This window comes from Radicibacter daui (assembly GCA_030657355.1).
Lineage (GTDB): Bacteria > Pseudomonadota > Alphaproteobacteria > Radicibacterales > Radicibacteraceae > Radicibacter > Radicibacter daui.
The window spans coordinates 399,161-415,546 of sequence record CP131057.1; the positions used below are offsets into that span (position 1 = coordinate 399,161).

A 16,386-nucleotide genomic window follows, 5' to 3' on the forward strand; every position below is an offset into this window, starting at 1 on the left:
GTTATAAAAATGACTGCTGCCATGCATGCGTTCGAGGACCTGCCGCCCTGTCATCGCATAGCCGGGCTTATGGGGCCTGCCATGGTGGAGCGGTTGCTGGAACTGGCATTGACGCAAGAAAGGATGTTCGTGCCGACCAAGGTCGGCAGCGGCACTGCGGGGGTGGTAAATCCGGTCATCCGCTCCTCGCTGCTGCTGCGTGATTTCGGCGGGCTGCGCCAGGAACTGGAAGCTTGTTTTACCGCTGTTCTGGACGAGGCGATCCGCCTGCTGCGCCTTTCTCCCTTCCGCCTGGACCGTCTGGAGCTGGAACTGGTCGCGCATAATGAGGGGGCCTTCTACAGCGAACATATCGATACCTTCACGGCGCAGCCCGACGCCCACCGTTCCGACAGGGTGCTGACTGGTGTTTACTACTTCCACCGCCAGCCCAAGGCCTTCAGCGGCGGTGATCTGCGGCTGCACGCCATAGCCCCGGCCGCAGATGGGGAACGCCGCTTTATCGACATCCCGCCCGATCTGGACACACTCGTGCTGTTCCCGTCCTGGGTTCCCCACGAGGTGAGGCAGGTCTCCTGCCCTTCCGGCTCCTTCGCCGACAGCCGCTTCGCCCTCAGTTGCTGGTACCGAAGCCGGCGGGGGGCTTGACCCTATGACCATAGCTGTTCCCACCGCCTTCATCCGCAATCCTGCAACCGATGTCCGGATGGTGGCGAGCGACGCGGATGGGCCCCGGCAGATCGTCGTCAGCGCCTATTCGGTACTGAAGGGCTTCAGCGAGACCGTATTCGACCGGACCGAGGACGCTGCCTTTGCGGCGGTGCTCGACCTGGCAGCTGGCCGGGAAGATGTACTGGACGGGCTTTCGCCCGATATCGGCCTGGCGCTCTGGAGCAGTGGCCTTATCATCCTGCCGCCAGAGAAGGCTGCCCCCTTCGCGCCGCCGCGCTTCACGGCCTCTCCCGCCGCCTTCGCCGCCGACGGATTTGCCCTGCTCCAGGACTGCCTGACGCCGACCATCGCCGATATCCTGGCCGCCTATTATCGGGAGCAGGTGCAAAGCGGCTCCGCCTGGTTGACCACGGACGGCATAGACCGCTGGCAACTGCACAATGACCCGGCAGGCAGGGTAGTGCAGCGTGCCCTGCTGCCGGCGGTGGAGGCGCTGGTGGACGTACCCGTCATGCCCAGCTACAGCTTTGCTTCCCTCTACCGCGAAGGCGCCTCATTGCCGGTCCATCGGGACCGTGAGCAGTGCGAATACACCCTGTCCCTGCTGATCGACCATCAGCCCCTTCCGGCTGACGGGATCTCCCCCTGGGCCATCCAGGTCCATGCACGGCCCGGCGCGGAGCCCGTCGATTGTTACCAGAGCCTGCGCGGCGGCATCCTGTTCCGCGGCCGTGACCTGCCCCATGGCCGCAAGGCGCTGGCGGCGGACGAGACGTGCTGGACGCTGCTGGTTCATTACGTGGATGCCGGTTTCGAGGGGCCGCTGGATTGACCGGCAGCCGGCGATGGCCTGGCGGCGGCGAGGCCTGGGAACGGCTGCTCAAGGGGGGCTTCCCCTTCATGCCGTGGCCGGGACGCCGGCCGATGCGCCGTTTGCGCCATCTGGCACGGCGGGCTCTGTTCGCCCACCAGCCTCCCTGGCGGCGAGGGTTGTTGAGGGCGGCCATGATGCTGGCCTGGCCTGTCGGCGCGGTGTGGGAGACCGGGCGTTACCTGCGCCGGACGCCGGAGGCGGATCGACCCGCGCGGTTGATGGGCTGGGCATTGCGTGCCGGCCATATGCTGGCGCTGGCCCTGGTCGACAATGTGCCGCCTCGCAGTTATGTCGCCTACCGTTTGCATGTTCCGCACCGACGCTTCCGGATCGGAGCCTCCTTCTATGGGCAAGAGGTCCAGCTGTTGACCTCCCTCCTGAACCGGCTGAATGGTGCGGTCGAAGGTGATGTGCAGGACAAGGCCCGGTTTGCCGACCTTTGCCACACCCGGGGCCTGCCCTGCATTCCCACCCTCGCCGTATTCCAGGAGGAGTCCCAGTCCATACCATCAATGCCCTTCCTGCCAGGCGCCCCTGATATCTGGGTCAAGGATCTGGCCGGCTATCAGGGATCGGGCGCGGCCCGCTGGGTACGGGAAGGGGATGCCTATCGCCATGCCTGGCAGGGCGACCTGTGCAGCCTTTCGGAGCTGGTGGAGCAATGGCGCCGGCACAGTTGCATCATCCAGCCCTGCCTGGGTAACCACCCCTCCCTGGAGGCGTTGTCGGATGGTTCGCTGGCGGTTTTCCGTGTGATTACCGGGATCGATCGAGCAGGCCATGTGGTCGTGGTCGATGCCCTGGCCCAGTTTCCCTGTGGCGGTTGGGGGGAGCAGCAGATATTCGCGGGAGTAGGGGCGGCGGGTGACATTCTTTCCCCCCATCTGTGGGGGCTCCATCCGGTTACGCAGCATCCCGACACCGGGGCAAATCTTGTGGGGGTAAAGGTTCCCTTCTGGCCGGAGGCTCTGAATCTCGTTGTTCGTGCCCATGGCGAGGTGCCGGAGTTCTCCCGCTTCGTCTTTCTGGGCTGGGACGTCGCTCTCACCGCACAGGGGGCGCTGCTGATTGAAACCAATGCCGGCTGGGGCGGGCTCAACCATCAACTGGGGGAGGGCATCCCGCTGGGCCTTACGGCCCTACCGGGCATCGCCCTTGATCATCTTGAGGGGCACGCCCCGTGCGGCTGATCGGCGGGTTCCTGCATCTGGACGGAAGGCCGGCCGAGGCGAGCCGACTTCTTGCCATGGCGGCGGCCATGACCCCTTCCGCGAGCGGACCCGGATCGCCCCCCCGGATCGTCTCTCATGTCGAGGGGCCCGTCGCCCTGCTAACCCTGGATTTTACTTCCGGCACGGCAGAGGAAGGTTCTGCGCCAGGCGGAGACGATCTGGTACTGGCCGCGGACATCCGGCTGGACGAACCCGATCAGGCGCGGAATGAGGCCGGACTGGCCACCCTGCTGACAGAGGCGGGGGAGAGCGGGCTGAGGCGGCTGGCGGGCGACTTCGCCTTTGCTGCCTGGAACAGGCGGGATCGAACCCTCCTCTGTGCCCGTGACGGTTTTGGCGTGCGGCCCTTCTTCTTCGCCCATCGCCCGGATGATCTGTTCGTCTTTGCCTCGCTGCCACGCGGGTTATTTGCCACCGGCCTGATCAAGCGATCGGTCGATCCGGATTATCTGGTAAGTGAACTGCTGTTCCAGTTCGACGGGCCGGAACGGTCACTGTTCAAAAGGGTGGAGCGGTTGCCCCCCGGTGGCTGGTTGAGGCTGGCGCCGGGCGCCAGAATCCACTCAGGCGTTCACTGGCGCCCGGATTCCGCCATGGCCGGGTCGCGGCGCATTGGCCCCCGGGATGCCGCGGCCGAGCTGTCGTGGCTGACCCAACAGGCCGTGCGGCGGCGCCTGCCCGCGGCGGGGCCCGTCGCCGCCCATCTCAGCGGCGGGATGGATTCCAGCGCCATCACGATTGTGGCGGCACGCGCCCTGTGCCCGGCAGGCCGCGAAGTTCTGGCCTATTCCCACAGCCCCGGCCCCTTCAGTTCCTATCGCTTCGGGGGAAATGGACCCTATATCGCGCCCGTGCTGCAGCAGGAGCCGGATGTTAACTGGCAGCCGGTGCAGATCGGCGATCCGGCTGCCTTTGTGCTGCCGGAGATGGATCCGGACCAGCTTTTTCCGCTGGATGCTTCCCATCGTGAGAGCCGTGTTTTTGCCGATGCGGCGGCCCGGGGAGCTTCCATGCTGCTATCGGGCTGGGGCGGGGACGAAGGAGCAAGCTACAGGGGGGGCGGTGTCCTGATGGAGGCCCTGCTGAGAGGACACTGGCTTTATCTGGCGGCGGAGCTGCGCGCCGCCGGGGCAATCCGCCCGGCACTGGGCGGCCTCGCGCCCCTGCTGCTCCCCGAGACTGTTCGTACAGTCGCACGCCGTCTTGCGGGGCGGCCGTCCTCTTCTCCGGGCATAGCCGTTCTGGCGGCGGGTCTGATGCGTGCGGAGGCGGTCGCCGGACGTGTCCTGTCCCAGCCAGTAAAGCCCCTTGAAGCCCGGCGGATGCGCCACTCACTGCTGACAGGCCATGGCCTGACCCGGCGGGTGGAGCAATGGGCCTTGCTGGGAGCCCGCTACGGCATGGCTGCCGGGTTCCCGATGCTGGATCGCCGGCTGGTGGAGTTTGCCCTGTCGCTGCCCAGCTGGCTTTTCGTGAGCGGGGGCTGGTCGCGCCGGGTATTCCGCGACGCCATGGAAGGTGTGCTGCCCGAAGAACTGCGCTGGAAACCGACGAAAGTCGACCTGATGGCCGAGGATCCGGTCCATGTAGCGGCGCAGCGTCCGCTGCTTGCCAGACGGCTGGCGGCTTTGCGGGAACGGGAAGTCATTGCCGGCCTGTTCGATCTGGATGCCGTGGCGGCGTGGCTGGCTGACTTGCCTTCGGCGGATATCCTGGCCCGCACCATCGAGACCGGCCAAGGGGACTGGCCCGCCGTGGAACGGGCCGGCAGCCTCATGCGGGCGTTCCGGGTCATGGCTTATCTGGAACAGCACGGGTGACAGGGATCACCGTGAGCCACAGGTCGGCAAATTGAATTCTTGGCGTTGGAAGCGGCGTTCGCGCGGACTTTAATCTGCAAACCTATGCCGTCGGTGCGCCGGACGGGGCAAGCAGGCCACGCTCGCGCAGCGCCGACAGAAATTCCTGCACTTCGGCCCGGGCTTGATCCGCATCCACCGCATACTCGGCGGTCAGGCTTGCCACCAGCCCCTCCACGCTCACCGGCTGGGCCAGCAATTCCCAGATGCGGCTACCGACATCGTTGAGGTTGAAATATTTGCCCGCCGCCACACTCATCATAAGCAACTCCTCACCGACAGCAGCGGTAAGCACCTCGCCGGTGCGGTGCACCAGATCGGACCTTGCACCTTCATTCATAGCCGGTTCCTTCCTGTGGCGGCCCATTTGATTGCCGGGAGTGACGTCCTGCATTTTTCCCGGTTGTTCACAGATACCCGAACTCAGCCATCACCGCACCATGCGCAGCTTCAATGGCGGATGCCTGGTCAGGGGTCAGGGCATCGCGCCAGCTGCCGACCCGGCCGGCGCGGAAGAAAGGCGCCGTCGATTCCAGCCGGCGCTCGCGAAAACCCTTCTCCGTCTCCTGGCGTTGCAGCTCGCTGAAATCGGATTGGCGGACGGCCCGCGCCAGTTCATCCGGTGTCGCTTCCAGTCCCAGAAAAGTGGCGGCGCGGCCAAAGAAGCCCGCCGTATCGGCGCGCAGGTCCTCGTAGCGCAGCACATGTACCGGTACGTCACGCTGTGCGGTCCAGCTGCGCACATGGCTGCTCCAGTCCAGAAGCGGCTGGGAAAGCTGTTCATGGTGCGGTTTGTTCCCGCCCATGCGCGTACTGCCAGACAGCATCTGCTCGACGACCCTTCCGATCGGCAGGCCGGTATGGAAGGCCAGGGACACGGCAACATCGCGGGGGTCCCGAAGGATGTAGACTGCCGCGCGGGCGGGGCGCCCCAAGACAGGGCTGCCATTGGCAAGATGGCAATAAGCCTCGTGCAGCTTGATGAAGACGTCGAGATCGGCCGCTTCCCGCCAGGCTTCCTCCATCAGGGCCGGGCGTATCCTGTCGCATTCGTCCCTAGTGAGCAGAAAAGTGTCGACCAGGGTCAGCTCTTCGGCCACCTGCCTGGTCACCAGGCTAAGCGTGGCCAGGCCGATATCGTTGATATCTTGCGGATCCGACCGACGGCACAGCAGATTGGCCAGTAGCAGGCGCAGCCAGGTGTTTCCCGATTTGGGATAGGAGACCAGCCAGACCGGCCCGGACATTACCCGGCCCTCGTCATCGCATCCAGAACCAGGGTAGCGCTGGCGTCCAGATGTTCCAGACCGCGTGTGCGTTCCAGCCGGAAGACGGGTACCCGGTCCAGCAGCGCCGCGATCTGGAGGAACAGCAGCGGGTCGTGGCCCATGCAGCGGGCAAGGGAGGGGCGATAGACTTCCCTCCGCAGCAGGGAGGCGGCATCCGCCAATGCAAGGCGCTCAATTCCGGGCGGGCCCGGCGGGAGCGTGTTCTCCCGTGTTCGCAGCAGGATCACGGCTGCCAGGGGGCACGCGTCCCCTGCGCGTTCCACGGGCGACGACGGAGCAACATGGAACTTGCGCATGTGGCTACGAATGGGCGCTCCTTGCCGCTCGGCCAGGGTCAGATGCTCGATGGCATCGGCCCATAACCGGTGCTGGCGTCCGTCCGGCCAGACCACAGGAGTACCATCGGGGCCATCGGTGCGGATGGCGGCGATATCGTCGCCCACAAAATCGGCGCCAGCCTGACACAAAGCAGCCGACAGGGTCGATTTTCCCGCTCCTGTTGGCCCGCACAGGGTAATGGCCTGGCCTTTCCAGGCCACCGTGGCGGCATGCAGCGCCAGCAACCGGCGCTGATGCAGGATGGCGGCAAAGCCAGTCGACAGAATGAAGGGGGCGATGTCAGTCTCGGTGACGGCGCTCAAGGGCTGGGCTACGATTTCCCGTCCGTCATGGACCATCAGCCGGACAACGCCGGGCACTTCGAGATAGAAACGCCGTCCGACCAGCCGCCAGGCCGTTCCCACGTAGTCTGGCGTGTTCGGGTCATCAGGAATTTCCCCGATGCTCACACTCACGTCTGGGTCCGGCACGGGAGGAACCGCGAGCCCGCCCGGCAGGTTCAAGGTGGCAGCGACCGACAGGCCACAGATCGAATAATACACCGGACCGCAATCTGGAAGATGTCAGGAACCGGTGGCCGGTGAAGCTTCGGTCGGATTGGCGAAGGCTTTGCCCTCGGTCAGGCTGCGGATGCTCTGGTCGCGGATCAAGGGCTTGTTCCAGACCTTCATCGCAGGTTTGTAGCCTGCCTTCTCGGCGTCGGGCTGTTCGTCGCTGTTTGTCGGGTTCATGTCTTGCATCTCGATCCGGTAGGCTTATTCCAGACATATACAGTAACTATAGCAAGACCTGGCTGTACTGATAAGTGCTTATGCGCAACAAGAGATCGCGGCGACGCTACGGCCAACTCAGCTACAGCGCTCGTTACCCTTCTTGAGGATGCCCAGTGCTGCCTCTTCCATGCGATTCCAGCCTGGTTGCGGCGGAACCTTCCTTAAAGATGGAGGGGCCACACCGCACACAGGCCGGAATATGGCTTTCCCGTTATTCAGCCTCTGGCCTGAACGTCCGGGTTTTCGTCATCGTGCAGACCAGGCAGCGCGGCCGGCTGGATCAGCGCCGGTTCGCGACGGTTCTGTTTTTTTGCCGGGCAAAGGGAGAAAAGGGTCAACCTTACCAGGCCTCAAACCCCATCTGCTTGCGCCCGAGCGGCGTCAGGTCGGCTTCCCGCGCGCGACCGTCAAAACCGATCTCGTAGTTCTCCGCGGCAAAGTCCGGCGCGCTTTGGCCTTGCAGGAAATGCGGGCGCTGTTTTTCCAGATAGGCGGCATTCTTTCCGCACCAGGGCGCCGCGCCGATATAGATGACATTGCTGTAGCCCTTGCCGTCATGCCGGTCTTCGACGGCATGCACCACGTCGCTGTGCCACCACACCGTGTCACCGGGCTCTACCCGCGGGATGGGGGTAAGGGCCGGCAGCAGCAGGCTGTGCCATTCGGCATTGGCGGAAAGGGCGCGGCCGGGTTCGGCACCGCACAGGCTTTCTTCCGGCACGTCGCTGAGCAGCGGGCGCAGCAGCATGTAGGCGATGGCGTTCGCGATGGGTAGCAGCTGGAGCGTGCCGTCGCCCGGCCCCTGCGCCGTCAGCGCCGTCCAGCCCTGATAGGTGCGGAACATGCTGCACACGGCGGGGGAGGGAATTTCGGATGTCTCCGTGCGCCAGGCGGCATCGAACGGATCATAGTCCCGCCAGTCGCCCGAAAAGACATGGCGGTAGACCTGCCGATACCCCTCGTCGATCCAGCGCTCGACGGAGCCGCCATCCATGTGCGGGGAAAGGCCGAGTGTGGCATCGCCCGGTTCACGCCGCCGGATGCGGTCAGCATAGGTGCATTCACGGTCGGGGATGAAATAGCTCTGCCCGCCCGGCCCCTGATGGTGCCAGAGCCCGTTGAGGAAAGCGCGGGTGCGCGCCAGTTCCTCACCCTGCCGTGCCTGCATCTGCGGTTTTGACCAGTAGATGCCAAAAATCTGCGGCCGGCCGGCCTTCAGCTTGCTGAAATATTTGTCGAGATCAGGGTCAACCTTCTGCTCGCCGTAGCGGTTGCGGGTCAGATACTCGCCGATCTCCTCATTCCAGCAGCCGGCCTGCTCCTTCGAGTAGACGCCGCGCACCACGGCCGCGCCGCGACGCCGTATCAGCGCCTCCTCGGCCGGGGTAATGCGCCCGGCGGCGATATCGCTATAGGCGATTTCCGGGATCACCGGCTGCCCGGCTTCGCGGGCGGCGACGATCTGCGCCACTTCGCTGCGGAAGTGCTCTTCCATCCCGGCAAAGCGTCCGGCCAGGTCCGGCAGCCCTGCACGCAGGCGCTTCTTGGCATCCCGGATGGCGGCCGGGAGGTCCTTCACGATGAGGCTCATGGCGTCGTTTCCTCGATATCCCGTCGGAAAGCGGCGCTGCTCTTTTGATGGCAGCACTCGCCGGACCTGCGTCCGCCGGCAAGCCTATCACCGCCGGCAGGCGAAAGCCGATGGCTTTCGCCGGGCAAGCAATCTTCTGAGCGTCCGGACCGTCCCTGCGCCGGTTTCGTCGCTGGCGCGGCATCCCGGAAAACAGTCGCCTCCGTTGCCGCGCCGCCACCGGTCAGGGGCGGCGGAGTCACCATAAAAAATCGCCGCGATGTGGTCGGGCGGGTGCGTCATTTGGTGGCAGGGCGGGACGCCCTTATGGCGAGACAGCTGCGATGGCCGGCGGAATACACAAAGTTTTTGCAGGAGAATCAGCTCGCTATTCTGCTACCATACTAGTGTCCACGCCTGTTTTTGATGAGATGAACGTCATCATACAAATCTTGTTTTTTCGTATGTTGACATTCCCTGATCATGCCTTAGTGTCCCATCTCAATAAAAAACAGGTACCCTCCGTTTTTAGGGATCACATGGAAACGCTCATTCATCCTGACCGGCTTCTGCCGGCGGATTCCAATACCCGTTCCATTGCTCGCGAGCTTTATGCCGCCGTCTCGGACCTGCCGATCGTCAGCCCGCACGGGCACACCGATCCGCGCTGGTTCGCCGAGAACGAGAAGTTCGCCGATCCGGCCTCGCTGCTGATCGTGCCGGATCATTACATTTTCCGCATGCTGTTCTCGCAGGGCGTGAAGCTGGAAGATCTGGGTGTGCCGCGCCGCGATGGCGGCCCGGTGGAGACCGATGGCCGCAAGATCTGGCGTCTGTTCGCCGAGAATTATTACCTCTTCCGCGGCACGCCGACCCGCATGTGGTTCGACCACACGATGGAAACCCTGTTCGGCCTTTCCGAACGGCTGACGCCGAAGAATGCTGACAGGATTTACGACCACATCGCCGGCCTGCTGGCGAGCGAGGGCTTCCGTCCGCGGGCTCTCTACGAGCGTTTTGGCCTTGAAGCGCTGGCGACGACCGAAGGCGCACTCGACGATCTCAAATGGCACCGCCAGATCAAGGAGAGCGGCTGGAAGGGCAAGGTGATCACAGCCTACCGCCCGGATGCTGTTGTTGATCCGGATTTTGAAGGTTTCGGCGCCAATCTCGACGAGCTTGGCAGCATTACCGGCTGCGATACTGGCAGCTGGAAGGGCTATCTCGACGCTCACCGCAAGCGCCGGGACTATTTCAAGAGCTTTGGCGCCACCTCGACCGACCATGGCCATGCCACGGCAGAGACCGCGAACCTTTCGGGCAGTGAAGCAGCGGCCCTGTTCGACAAGGTGCGCTCGGGCAAGGGCAGCGCGGCGGACCACAATCTCTTCCGCGCTCAGATGCTGACGGAAATGGCCAAGATGAGCCTTGATGACGGCCTCGTCTTCCAGATCCATCCGGGGTCGTCGCGCAACCACTCCGCCCCGATGCTGGAGCGCTTTGGCCGCGATAAAGGCTTCGATATCCCGACGCGCACCGACTATGTGAAGGCACTGAAGCCGATGCTCGACTGTGTCGGGCTGGAGGCCGGCCTCACCGTCATCGTCTTTACCCTTGATGAAACCAGCTATGCCCGTGAACTGGCGCCGCTGGCCGGCGTCTATCCGGCCCTCAAGCTCGGCCCGGCATGGTGGTTCCACGATAGTCCCGAAGGCATGCGCCGCTTCCGCGAAATGACCACGGAAACGGCCGGGTTCTACAACACCGTCGGCTTCAACGACGATACCCGTGCCTTCCCTTCGATACCGGCGCGCCATGATGTGGCGCGGCGGGTAGATTGCGCCTTCCTCGCGCGCCTTGTGGCCGAGCATCGCCTCGACCACGACGAGGCGCTCGAGCTGGCGCATGACCTGGCGTACGGCCTCGCGAAGCGGGCCTACAAACTCTGAAAACCCAGAACAAAAAACGGGAGGAAATGAATGTTTCAGAATAAAGGGTTTGCTGTCGCCGCTTTCGTGGCTGCCAGCATGGTGGCCGGTGCTGCTGCGGCCGCCGACAACATCGTGCTGCGCTCGTCTGACACCCATCCCGACGGTTACCCGACTGTCGAGGCGGTGAAATATATGGGCGAGCTGCTCAAGGAACGCACCAAGGGTCATCTCTCCATCGATGTCTATCACTCCGCCCAGCTGGGTGAGGAGAAGGACACCATCGAGCAAACCCAGGCCGGTGTGCTTGACCTCAACCGCGTATCCATGGGCCCGTTCAACGGCATCGTGCCGGAGACGGCCATTCCGTCGCTGCCTTACATCTTCCGCTCGACCGAGCACATGCATCATGTGATGGATGGCCCGATCGGCGAGAGCATCCTCAAGGCTTTCGAGCCGCATGGCCTCGTCGGCCTGGCTTTCTATGACAGCGGTTCGCGTTCTTTCTACAACCGCATCAAGCCGATCAAGTCAATCGAGGACCTCAAGGGCATGAAGTTCCGCGTTATCCAGTCCGACGTGTTCGTCGACATGGTGAACGCTCTCGGCGCCAACGCCACGCCGATGCCCTACGGCGAAGTCTACTCCGCCCTGCAGACCGGCGTTATCGACGGCGCCGAGAACAACTGGCCGAGCTTCGAGAGCTCCAAGCATTATGAAGTGGCCAAGTACTACACCCTCGACCAGCACCAGAGCGTGCCGGAAGTGCTGGTGATGTCGAAGATCGTCTGGGACAAGCTTTCGGATGACGATCATGCCGCCATCCGCCAGGCCGCCAAGGACAGTGTCGGCAAGATGCGCGAGCTGTGGGAAGCGGCGGAAGCCAAGTCCAAGAAGATCGTCGAGGATGCCGGCGTCCAGGTGGTCTCCGACATCGACAAGAAGCCGTTCATCGATGCCATGAAGCCGGTCTATGAGAAGTACGCAACCACACCGGCTCTCAAGAAACTGATCGCCGACATCCAGGCGACCCAGTAACAACCCGCAAAAACTGCTGTTGTGCGGCGCGGGGGACGGACCCCCGTGCCGCCTTCCCTGGGGAGGGAAAGAAGTGAGTGAGTTTATCGTGTGGGCGGACCGGTGGCTCCGGCGCCTGAGCACACTTGCCCTGTGGATCAGCGGGGCCGGGCTTGTGCTGATGACTGTCATCATTGCCTGGCAGGTGTTCTCCCGCTTCGTTCTGAATGACTCCCCGAGCTGGACCGAAGCCTCCTCCGTCCTGCTGATGGGCTGGTTTATCTTCCTCGGCGCGGCGGTTGGTGTGCGCGAGCGCACCCATCTCGGCTTCGACGTGCTGCTCTATTTCATGCCGCCGGGCGCCAAGCAGATTTTCCGCACCATTTCCGACCTTGTCGTGTTCGCCTTCGGCATCGGCATGATTATCTACGGCACGAAGCTGTCGTTGCTGACCTGGAACACCGTCATGCCGGCGCTAAAATGGCCCGGCGGCCTTGCATTCTTCCCCGTGATCGGGGGAGGCGTTCTTGTCGTGCTCTTCACGCTTGAACGCATGGTTGGGCGCCTTGCCGGCCTGCCGGTCGATGAAAGCCCCGAGCAGACCACCGAGCACCTCATCGAGGCGGAAGGTACCGGCCACGACACGGCCACTTCCGCGCGCAGCACCGCTGTCGGAGCCTGAGTGAAAAAATGACCCTTATCATTCTCTTCGGCGTGTTCGTGGCACTGCTGCTGATCGGCACTCCCATCGCCTTCTGTCTCGGCGTCGCCAGCTTCGCGACCGTGCTTTATATGGGGCTGCCGCCCATCGTGGTGTTCCAGCGCCTCAACTCCGGCGTCAGCGTCTTTTCGCTGATGGCTATTCCCTTCTTCATCTTCGCCGGTGACCTGATGGTGCGCGGCGGCATCGCCGCACGCCTAGTCGCGCTGGCAGGCGCGCTGGTCGGCCACTTCAAGGGTGGCCTCGGACAGGTGAATATCGCGGCTTCCACCATGTTTGGTGGCATCTCCGGCTCGGCCGTGGCCGATGCCTCGGCTGTCGGCGGCCTGATGATCCCGCAGATGAAGGCGCGTGGCTATGACGTCGACTATGCGGTCAACGTCACTTCCATCGGCGCCATCATCGCGCTGATGATCCCGCCCTCGCACAACATGATCATCTATTCGATCTCGGCGGGCGGGCGCATTTCGATTGCCGACCTCTTCACCGCAGGCGTCATTCCGGGCTTCCTGCTGGCGATCAGCCTGATGGTCACGGCCTACATTGTGGCCTCGCGCCGCGGTTACCCGACAGAGCCGTTCCCCGGCGGGCGCATGCTGCTGACGCTGCTGTTCAGTGCCATTCCTGGCCTCATCCTCATCGGCATCATCTTTGGCGGCGTGCGTTCCGGTGTCTTCACCGCGACCGAAAGCTCCTGCATCGCCATCGTCTACGCGTTTCTCGTCACGCTCGTCGTCTATCGCTCGATGAGTTTCAAGGATTTCGTCGAGGCGACGCAGGGTGCGGTGCGCACCACCGCCATGGTGCTGATGGTCATCGGCTGCTCGGCCACCTTCGGCTGGCTGCTCGCCTATCTGCGCGTGCCGGCTGCCCTGGTCACCTTCCTGCAATCGGTCTCCGACAATCCTTACGTCATCCTGCTGCTGATCAATGTGATGCTGCTGGTGCTCGGCACTTTCATGGATATGTCGCCGCTCATCATCATCACCACGCCGATCTTCCTGCCGGTGGTACAGGCCTACGGCATCGACCCGGTGCATTTCGGCGTCATCCTCATCCTAAATCTCGGTATCGGTCTCTGCACGCCGCCTGTGGGTGCCGTGCTGTTCGTCGGCTGTGCGCTTGCCAGGATATCCATCTGGCAAGCCATGCGAACGATCTGGCCGATGTATGGCGCAGCCATCGTGGCGCTTGGTATCGTGACCTACGTGCCGGCGGTCTCGCTCTGGCTGCCAAGCCTCTTCCACTAAGGAGCCCGGCCCCTCGTGTCGCTCGTTGATCCCACCATGATGCGCAGCGCGCGCAAGCCCAAGCTGTCGGACCGCGTGATCAGCGCGCTCCGGCAGCAGCTTGCGGCGGGAGAGCTCAGGCGCGGCCAGAAGCTGCCGACGGAAAACCAGCTGTCGGCGACCTTCGGCGTCAGCCGTACCGTGGTGCGCGAGGCGATTGCCGCCCTCGCCGCCGACGGGATGGTCGAGGCCCGGCAGGGGGCCGGCGTGTTCGTTACCGCCAACCTCACCACCTCCATCGGCGGTATCGCCGCCGACATGGGAAACAGCGACAGCATTGCCCTCAACGTGTTGGAAGTACGGCTTGCCATGGAGGTGGAGAGTGCCGGCCTTGCCGCCCTTCGCCGTAGCGCCTCGCAGGAAGCGGCGATCCAGGAAGCCTTCTTCGAGTTCGAAAAGCTGCTGCGCAAGGCCGAGCCGACCGGTCCGGCGGATCTCGCCTTTCACCGCGCCATCGCCACCGCGACGGGCAATCCCTTTTATGTCGAGGTGCTCGACGTGCTCGGCGCCCGCGCCATCCCCTGCGACGTGACCTCGCCCTGGGCAACTGAAACGGCACTGTCGATCGATTATCAGATCGGCTTGCAGCGCGAACATCTGGCCATTCTGGACGCCATTTCCGCAGCCGATGCCGATGCCGCCCGCGATGCCATGCGTGTGCACCTGACCCGCAGCCAGGAGCGCTATCGCGAAAACCTGCAGAAACGGCAGGCCTATTACGCCCGGGAGCTAGAAGCCTCCAAACGCGGCTGATTGCCGCCGGCCCTTCCCCGATTTGTCCCTTAAGCCCGAGAAGATGAACGAGGTTCAGATGACCGAGACCACCACCCATACCGATTACGAATGCCGGTGGGCCATCGACCCCGCAAGCGCCGCCCGCATGGGCACCGACGAGCTGCGCAGCAATTTCCATGTCGGCGGCCTGTTCGAGGTCGGGCGCATTCGTCTGACCTATGCGCATTATGACCGCATGATCATCGGCGGCGCGACGCCGGGCTCGCTGGCGCTCGATCTGGAAGCGATCAAGCCGACCGGTACGGCCAATTTCCTCGACCGGCGCGAACTGATCGCCGTCAATGTCGGCGGCGCCGGCTCCATCACCACCGATGGCACGAAGCACAGCGTCGATCATCGCGACATGCTCTATGTCGGGCTCGGTACGAAGAAGGTTTCTTTCGCCTCCGCCGATGCCACCAGCCCGGCAAAGTTCTATCTGGTGAGCGCCCCGGCGCATGCGACTTTCCCGACCAAGCTCATTCGCATCGGCGATGCCAAGAGGCTTGATCTCGGCTCGCAGGAAACTTCCAACGAGCGCTCGATCTTCCAGTTCATCCATCCGGAAGGGGCGCAGACCTGCCAGCTGGTTGTCGGCATGACGACGCTGGCGCCGGGCTCGGTGTGGAACACCATGCCGTGCCACATCCATGACCGCCGCTCCGAGGCCTATCTCTATTTCAACCTCGCCGAGAGCGCGCGGGTCTTCCACTTCATGGGCGAACCCAACGAGACGCGCCATCTGGTGATCCGCAACGAGGAAGCCATCCTCTCTCCGGGCTGGTCCATCCATTCCGGCGCCGGCACCGCCAACTACACTTTCATCTGGGCGATGGCCGGCGACAATGTCGACTACACCGATGTCGACAAGGTCGAGATGGGGGATCTGCGCTGATGGCCTCTTCCCCCTTCAGCCTTGCCGGTCGCCGGATCGTGGTGACCGGCGCCAATACCGGCATCGGGCAGGGCATTGCCATTTCCATCGCCCGGGCGGGCGGCCACGTCATTGCCGTCGGCCGTTCCTCCATGGAGGGGACGAAGGAAGCCGTCGAGGCTCATGGCAACGGTTTTACCGCGATGAGTTGCGATCTCTCCCAAGCCAAGGCTGCACAGGCCATGCTGGAGGAGGCGTTTGCCGCCGGTCCGGTTGACGGGCTCGTCAACAATGCCGGCATCATCCGTCGCAACGATGCCGTGGATTTCAGCGAGGAAGACTGGGACGAGGTGATGGATATCAACCTCAAATCCATGTTCTTCCTGTGCCAGACCTTCGGCCGCAAGGTGCTGGCGCTACCGGGCCATCATGGCAAGATCGTCAACATCGCCTCGATGCTGAGTTTCCAGGGCGGCATTCGCGTTGCTTCCTATACGGCCTCCAAACATGGCGTGCTGGGTATCACCCGCCTGCTTGCCAACGAGTGGGCCGCCAAGGGCATCAACGTCAACGCCATTGCCCCGGGTTATATCGAGACCAACAATACCGAGGCGCTGCGCGCCGACCCCGACCGCAGCGCGTCCATTCTGGCGCGCATCCCGGCCGGGCGCTGGGGCCGCCCGCAGGATATCGGCGACAGTGCCGTTTACCTGCTGGCACCGGCCTCGGACTATATGCATGGCGCCGTGATCCCGGTGGATGGCGGTTGGCTGGCGCGCTGAGGCGCGGCGACACGACAAAGGAGGGCAAATCCATGACCACTGCGGCAGAAACCACCTTGTTCGCCCCGCCGACCGATGATGGCTGGATCGAGGTCGCGCCCGGCAACCGCCGGCGCGTGCTGGTTTATACCGAGGGGTTGATGCAGGTGGAGTTCGCCTTTGAAAAGGGCGCCATCGGTTATCTGCACTCCCACCCGCATGTGCAGTCGAGCTATGTGGCCGAAGGCAGCTTCGAGGTCACCATTGACGGCAAGAAAGAGGTCATCAAGGCCGGAGGCAGCTTCATCGTGCCGTCGGGCCTCGAGCATGGCGTCGTGGCGCTCGAGCCCGGCCGCCTGATCGACTGCTTCACGCCGATCCGGCAGGATTTTCTGTGAGTACGTAAGGTCAAAA

At 63.7% G+C, this 16,386-nt stretch carries 17 protein-coding genes; 12 read left to right on the plus strand and 5 right to left on the minus strand.

Going from position 1 to position 16,386, the window contains the following annotated elements; genetic code table 11:
- Nucleotides 1-9: 9 nt before the first annotated feature.
- The 4 genes from QTL98_RS21620 (at nucleotide 10) to QTL98_RS21635 (ending at nucleotide 4,598) form a co-directional block, all read left to right on the plus strand.
- Complete coding sequence (locus QTL98_RS21620) at nucleotides 10-648, plus strand: 2OG-Fe(II) oxygenase (protein WP_445682889.1); 639 nt, start codon at nucleotides 10-12, stop codon at nucleotides 646-648.
- Between the two features lie 4 nt (nucleotides 649-652).
- Complete coding sequence (locus QTL98_RS21625) at nucleotides 653-1,504, plus strand: hypothetical protein (RefSeq protein WP_445682890.1); 852 nt, start codon at nucleotides 653-655, stop codon at nucleotides 1,502-1,504.
- A 92-nt stretch (nucleotides 1,505-1,596) separates the two neighbouring features.
- The gene (locus QTL98_RS21630) at nucleotides 1,597-2,736 is read left to right on the plus strand and encodes a sugar-transfer associated ATP-grasp domain-containing protein (RefSeq protein ID WP_445682891.1); all 1,140 of its coding nucleotides are present in this window, start codon (nucleotides 1,597-1,599) and stop codon (nucleotides 2,734-2,736) included.
- 68 nt (nucleotides 2,737-2,804) lie between these two features.
- On the plus strand, nucleotides 2,805-4,598 hold the full coding sequence (locus QTL98_RS21635; RefSeq protein ID WP_445682223.1) for an asparagine synthase-related protein: 1,794 nt from the start codon (nucleotides 2,805-2,807) through the stop codon (nucleotides 4,596-4,598).
- 82 nt (nucleotides 4,599-4,680) lie between these two features.
- Here QTL98_RS21635 and QTL98_RS21640 read toward each other — a convergent pair whose 3' ends face one another.
- The 5 genes from QTL98_RS21640 to QTL98_RS21660 all read right to left on the minus strand — a co-directional run bounded on the left by QTL98_RS21640 (nucleotide 4,681) and on the right by QTL98_RS21660 (nucleotide 8,629).
- On the minus strand, nucleotides 4,681-4,977 hold the full coding sequence (locus tag QTL98_RS21640; protein ID WP_445682224.1) for a PqqD family peptide modification chaperone: 297 nt from the start codon (nucleotides 4,975-4,977) through the stop codon (nucleotides 4,681-4,683).
- A 67-nt stretch (nucleotides 4,978-5,044) separates the two neighbouring features.
- Complete coding sequence (locus tag QTL98_RS21645) at nucleotides 5,045-5,884, minus strand: sulfotransferase domain-containing protein (RefSeq protein WP_445682225.1); 840 nt, start codon at nucleotides 5,882-5,884, stop codon at nucleotides 5,045-5,047.
- Nucleotides 5,884-6,720, minus strand: a complete 837-nt coding sequence (locus tag QTL98_RS21650; RefSeq protein WP_445682226.1) for a hypothetical protein — start codon at nucleotides 6,718-6,720, stop codon at nucleotides 5,884-5,886. Before QTL98_RS21650 ends, QTL98_RS21645 begins: the two co-directional genes overlap by 1 nt.
- Before the next feature lie 108 nt (nucleotides 6,721-6,828).
- Entirely contained in the window at nucleotides 6,829-6,996 is a 168-nt protein-coding gene (locus tag QTL98_RS21655; protein ID WP_445682227.1) for a hypothetical protein, read from the minus strand.
- A 382-nt stretch (nucleotides 6,997-7,378) separates the two neighbouring features.
- Nucleotides 7,379-8,629: a DUF1479 domain-containing protein gene (locus tag QTL98_RS21660; protein WP_445682228.1), complete on the minus strand. Its 1,251-nt coding sequence runs from the start codon at nucleotides 8,627-8,629 to the stop codon at nucleotides 7,379-7,381.
- A 518-nt stretch (nucleotides 8,630-9,147) separates the two neighbouring features.
- Between QTL98_RS21660 and uxaC the strand changes: the two genes are divergently transcribed.
- From uxaC to QTL98_RS21700, 8 genes are all read left to right on the plus strand, one after another.
- Nucleotides 9,148-10,557 carry a glucuronate isomerase gene (gene uxaC, locus QTL98_RS21665; RefSeq protein WP_445682229.1) on the plus strand — a complete coding sequence of 470 codons (1,410 nt, stop codon included), beginning with the start codon at nucleotides 9,148-9,150 and terminating at the stop codon, nucleotides 10,555-10,557.
- A 78-nt stretch (nucleotides 10,558-10,635) separates the two neighbouring features.
- Complete coding sequence (locus QTL98_RS21670) at nucleotides 10,636-11,574, plus strand: TRAP transporter substrate-binding protein (RefSeq protein ID WP_445682905.1); 939 nt, start codon at nucleotides 10,636-10,638, stop codon at nucleotides 11,572-11,574.
- Nucleotides 11,575-11,647: 73 nt separating this feature from the next.
- Nucleotides 11,648-12,235, plus strand: a complete 588-nt coding sequence (locus QTL98_RS21675) for a TRAP transporter small permease (RefSeq protein WP_445682230.1) — start codon at nucleotides 11,648-11,650, stop codon at nucleotides 12,233-12,235.
- A gap of 8 nt (nucleotides 12,236-12,243) precedes the next feature.
- Nucleotides 12,244-13,524, plus strand: coding sequence for a TRAP transporter large permease (locus QTL98_RS21680; RefSeq protein WP_445682231.1), 1,281 nt, complete (start codon nucleotides 12,244-12,246; stop codon nucleotides 13,522-13,524).
- A 36-nt stretch (nucleotides 13,525-13,560) separates the two neighbouring features.
- The gene (locus QTL98_RS21685) at nucleotides 13,561-14,316 is read left to right on the plus strand and encodes a FadR/GntR family transcriptional regulator (protein ID WP_445682906.1); all 756 of its coding nucleotides are present in this window, start codon (nucleotides 13,561-13,563) and stop codon (nucleotides 14,314-14,316) included.
- A 58-nt stretch (nucleotides 14,317-14,374) separates the two neighbouring features.
- Entirely contained in the window at nucleotides 14,375-15,232 is an 858-nt protein-coding gene (kduI, locus tag QTL98_RS21690) for a 5-dehydro-4-deoxy-D-glucuronate isomerase (RefSeq protein WP_445682232.1), read from the plus strand.
- Nucleotides 15,232-15,993 (plus strand): 2-dehydro-3-deoxy-D-gluconate 5-dehydrogenase KduD, encoded by a 762-nt coding sequence (gene kduD, locus QTL98_RS21695; protein WP_445682233.1) that lies wholly within the window; start codon nucleotides 15,232-15,234, stop codon nucleotides 15,991-15,993. The genes kduI and kduD overlap by 1 nt, the downstream gene beginning before the upstream one ends.
- 32 nt (nucleotides 15,994-16,025) lie before the next feature.
- Nucleotides 16,026-16,370: a cupin domain-containing protein gene (locus QTL98_RS21700; protein ID WP_445682234.1), complete on the plus strand. Its 345-nt coding sequence runs from the start codon at nucleotides 16,026-16,028 to the stop codon at nucleotides 16,368-16,370.
- Nucleotides 16,371-16,386: the final 16 nt, after the last annotated feature.

Excerpts from the sequence above, each read along its gene's own strand:
- QTL98_RS21645 (WP_445682225.1), bottom strand. The coding sequence starts at position 5,884 with ATGTCCGGGCCGGTCTGGCTGGTCTCCTATCCCAAATCGGGAAACACC.
- uxaC (WP_445682229.1), top strand. The coding sequence starts at position 9,148 with ATGGAAACGCTCATTCATCCTGACCGGCTTCTGCCGGCGGATTCCAAT.
- QTL98_RS21620 (WP_445682889.1), top strand. The coding sequence starts at position 10 with ATGACTGCTGCCATGCATGCGTTCGAGGACCTGCCGCCCTGTCATCGC.
- QTL98_RS21640 (WP_445682224.1), bottom strand. The coding sequence starts at position 4,977 with ATGAATGAAGGTGCAAGGTCCGATCTGGTGCACCGCACCGGCGAGGTG.
- QTL98_RS21655 (WP_445682227.1), bottom strand. The coding sequence starts at position 6,996 with ATGAACCCGACAAACAGCGACGAACAGCCCGACGCCGAGAAGGCAGGC.
- QTL98_RS21700 (WP_445682234.1), top strand. The coding sequence starts at position 16,026 with ATGACCACTGCGGCAGAAACCACCTTGTTCGCCCCGCCGACCGATGAT.
- kduI (WP_445682232.1), top strand. The coding sequence starts at position 14,375 with ATGACCGAGACCACCACCCATACCGATTACGAATGCCGGTGGGCCATC.
- QTL98_RS21625 (WP_445682890.1), top strand. The coding sequence starts at position 653 with ATGACCATAGCTGTTCCCACCGCCTTCATCCGCAATCCTGCAACCGAT.
- QTL98_RS21685 (WP_445682906.1), top strand. The coding sequence starts at position 13,561 with ATGATGCGCAGCGCGCGCAAGCCCAAGCTGTCGGACCGCGTGATCAGC.
- QTL98_RS21635 (WP_445682223.1), top strand. The coding sequence starts at position 2,805 with ATGACCCCTTCCGCGAGCGGACCCGGATCGCCCCCCCGGATCGTCTCT.
- QTL98_RS21680 (WP_445682231.1), top strand. The coding sequence starts at position 12,244 with ATGACCCTTATCATTCTCTTCGGCGTGTTCGTGGCACTGCTGCTGATC.
- QTL98_RS21670 (WP_445682905.1), top strand. The coding sequence starts at position 10,636 with ATGGTGGCCGGTGCTGCTGCGGCCGCCGACAACATCGTGCTGCGCTCG.
- QTL98_RS21630 (WP_445682891.1), top strand. The coding sequence starts at position 1,597 with ATGCGCCGTTTGCGCCATCTGGCACGGCGGGCTCTGTTCGCCCACCAG.
- QTL98_RS21660 (WP_445682228.1), bottom strand. The coding sequence starts at position 8,629 with ATGAGCCTCATCGTGAAGGACCTCCCGGCCGCCATCCGGGATGCCAAG.
- kduD (WP_445682233.1), top strand. The coding sequence starts at position 15,232 with ATGGCCTCTTCCCCCTTCAGCCTTGCCGGTCGCCGGATCGTGGTGACC.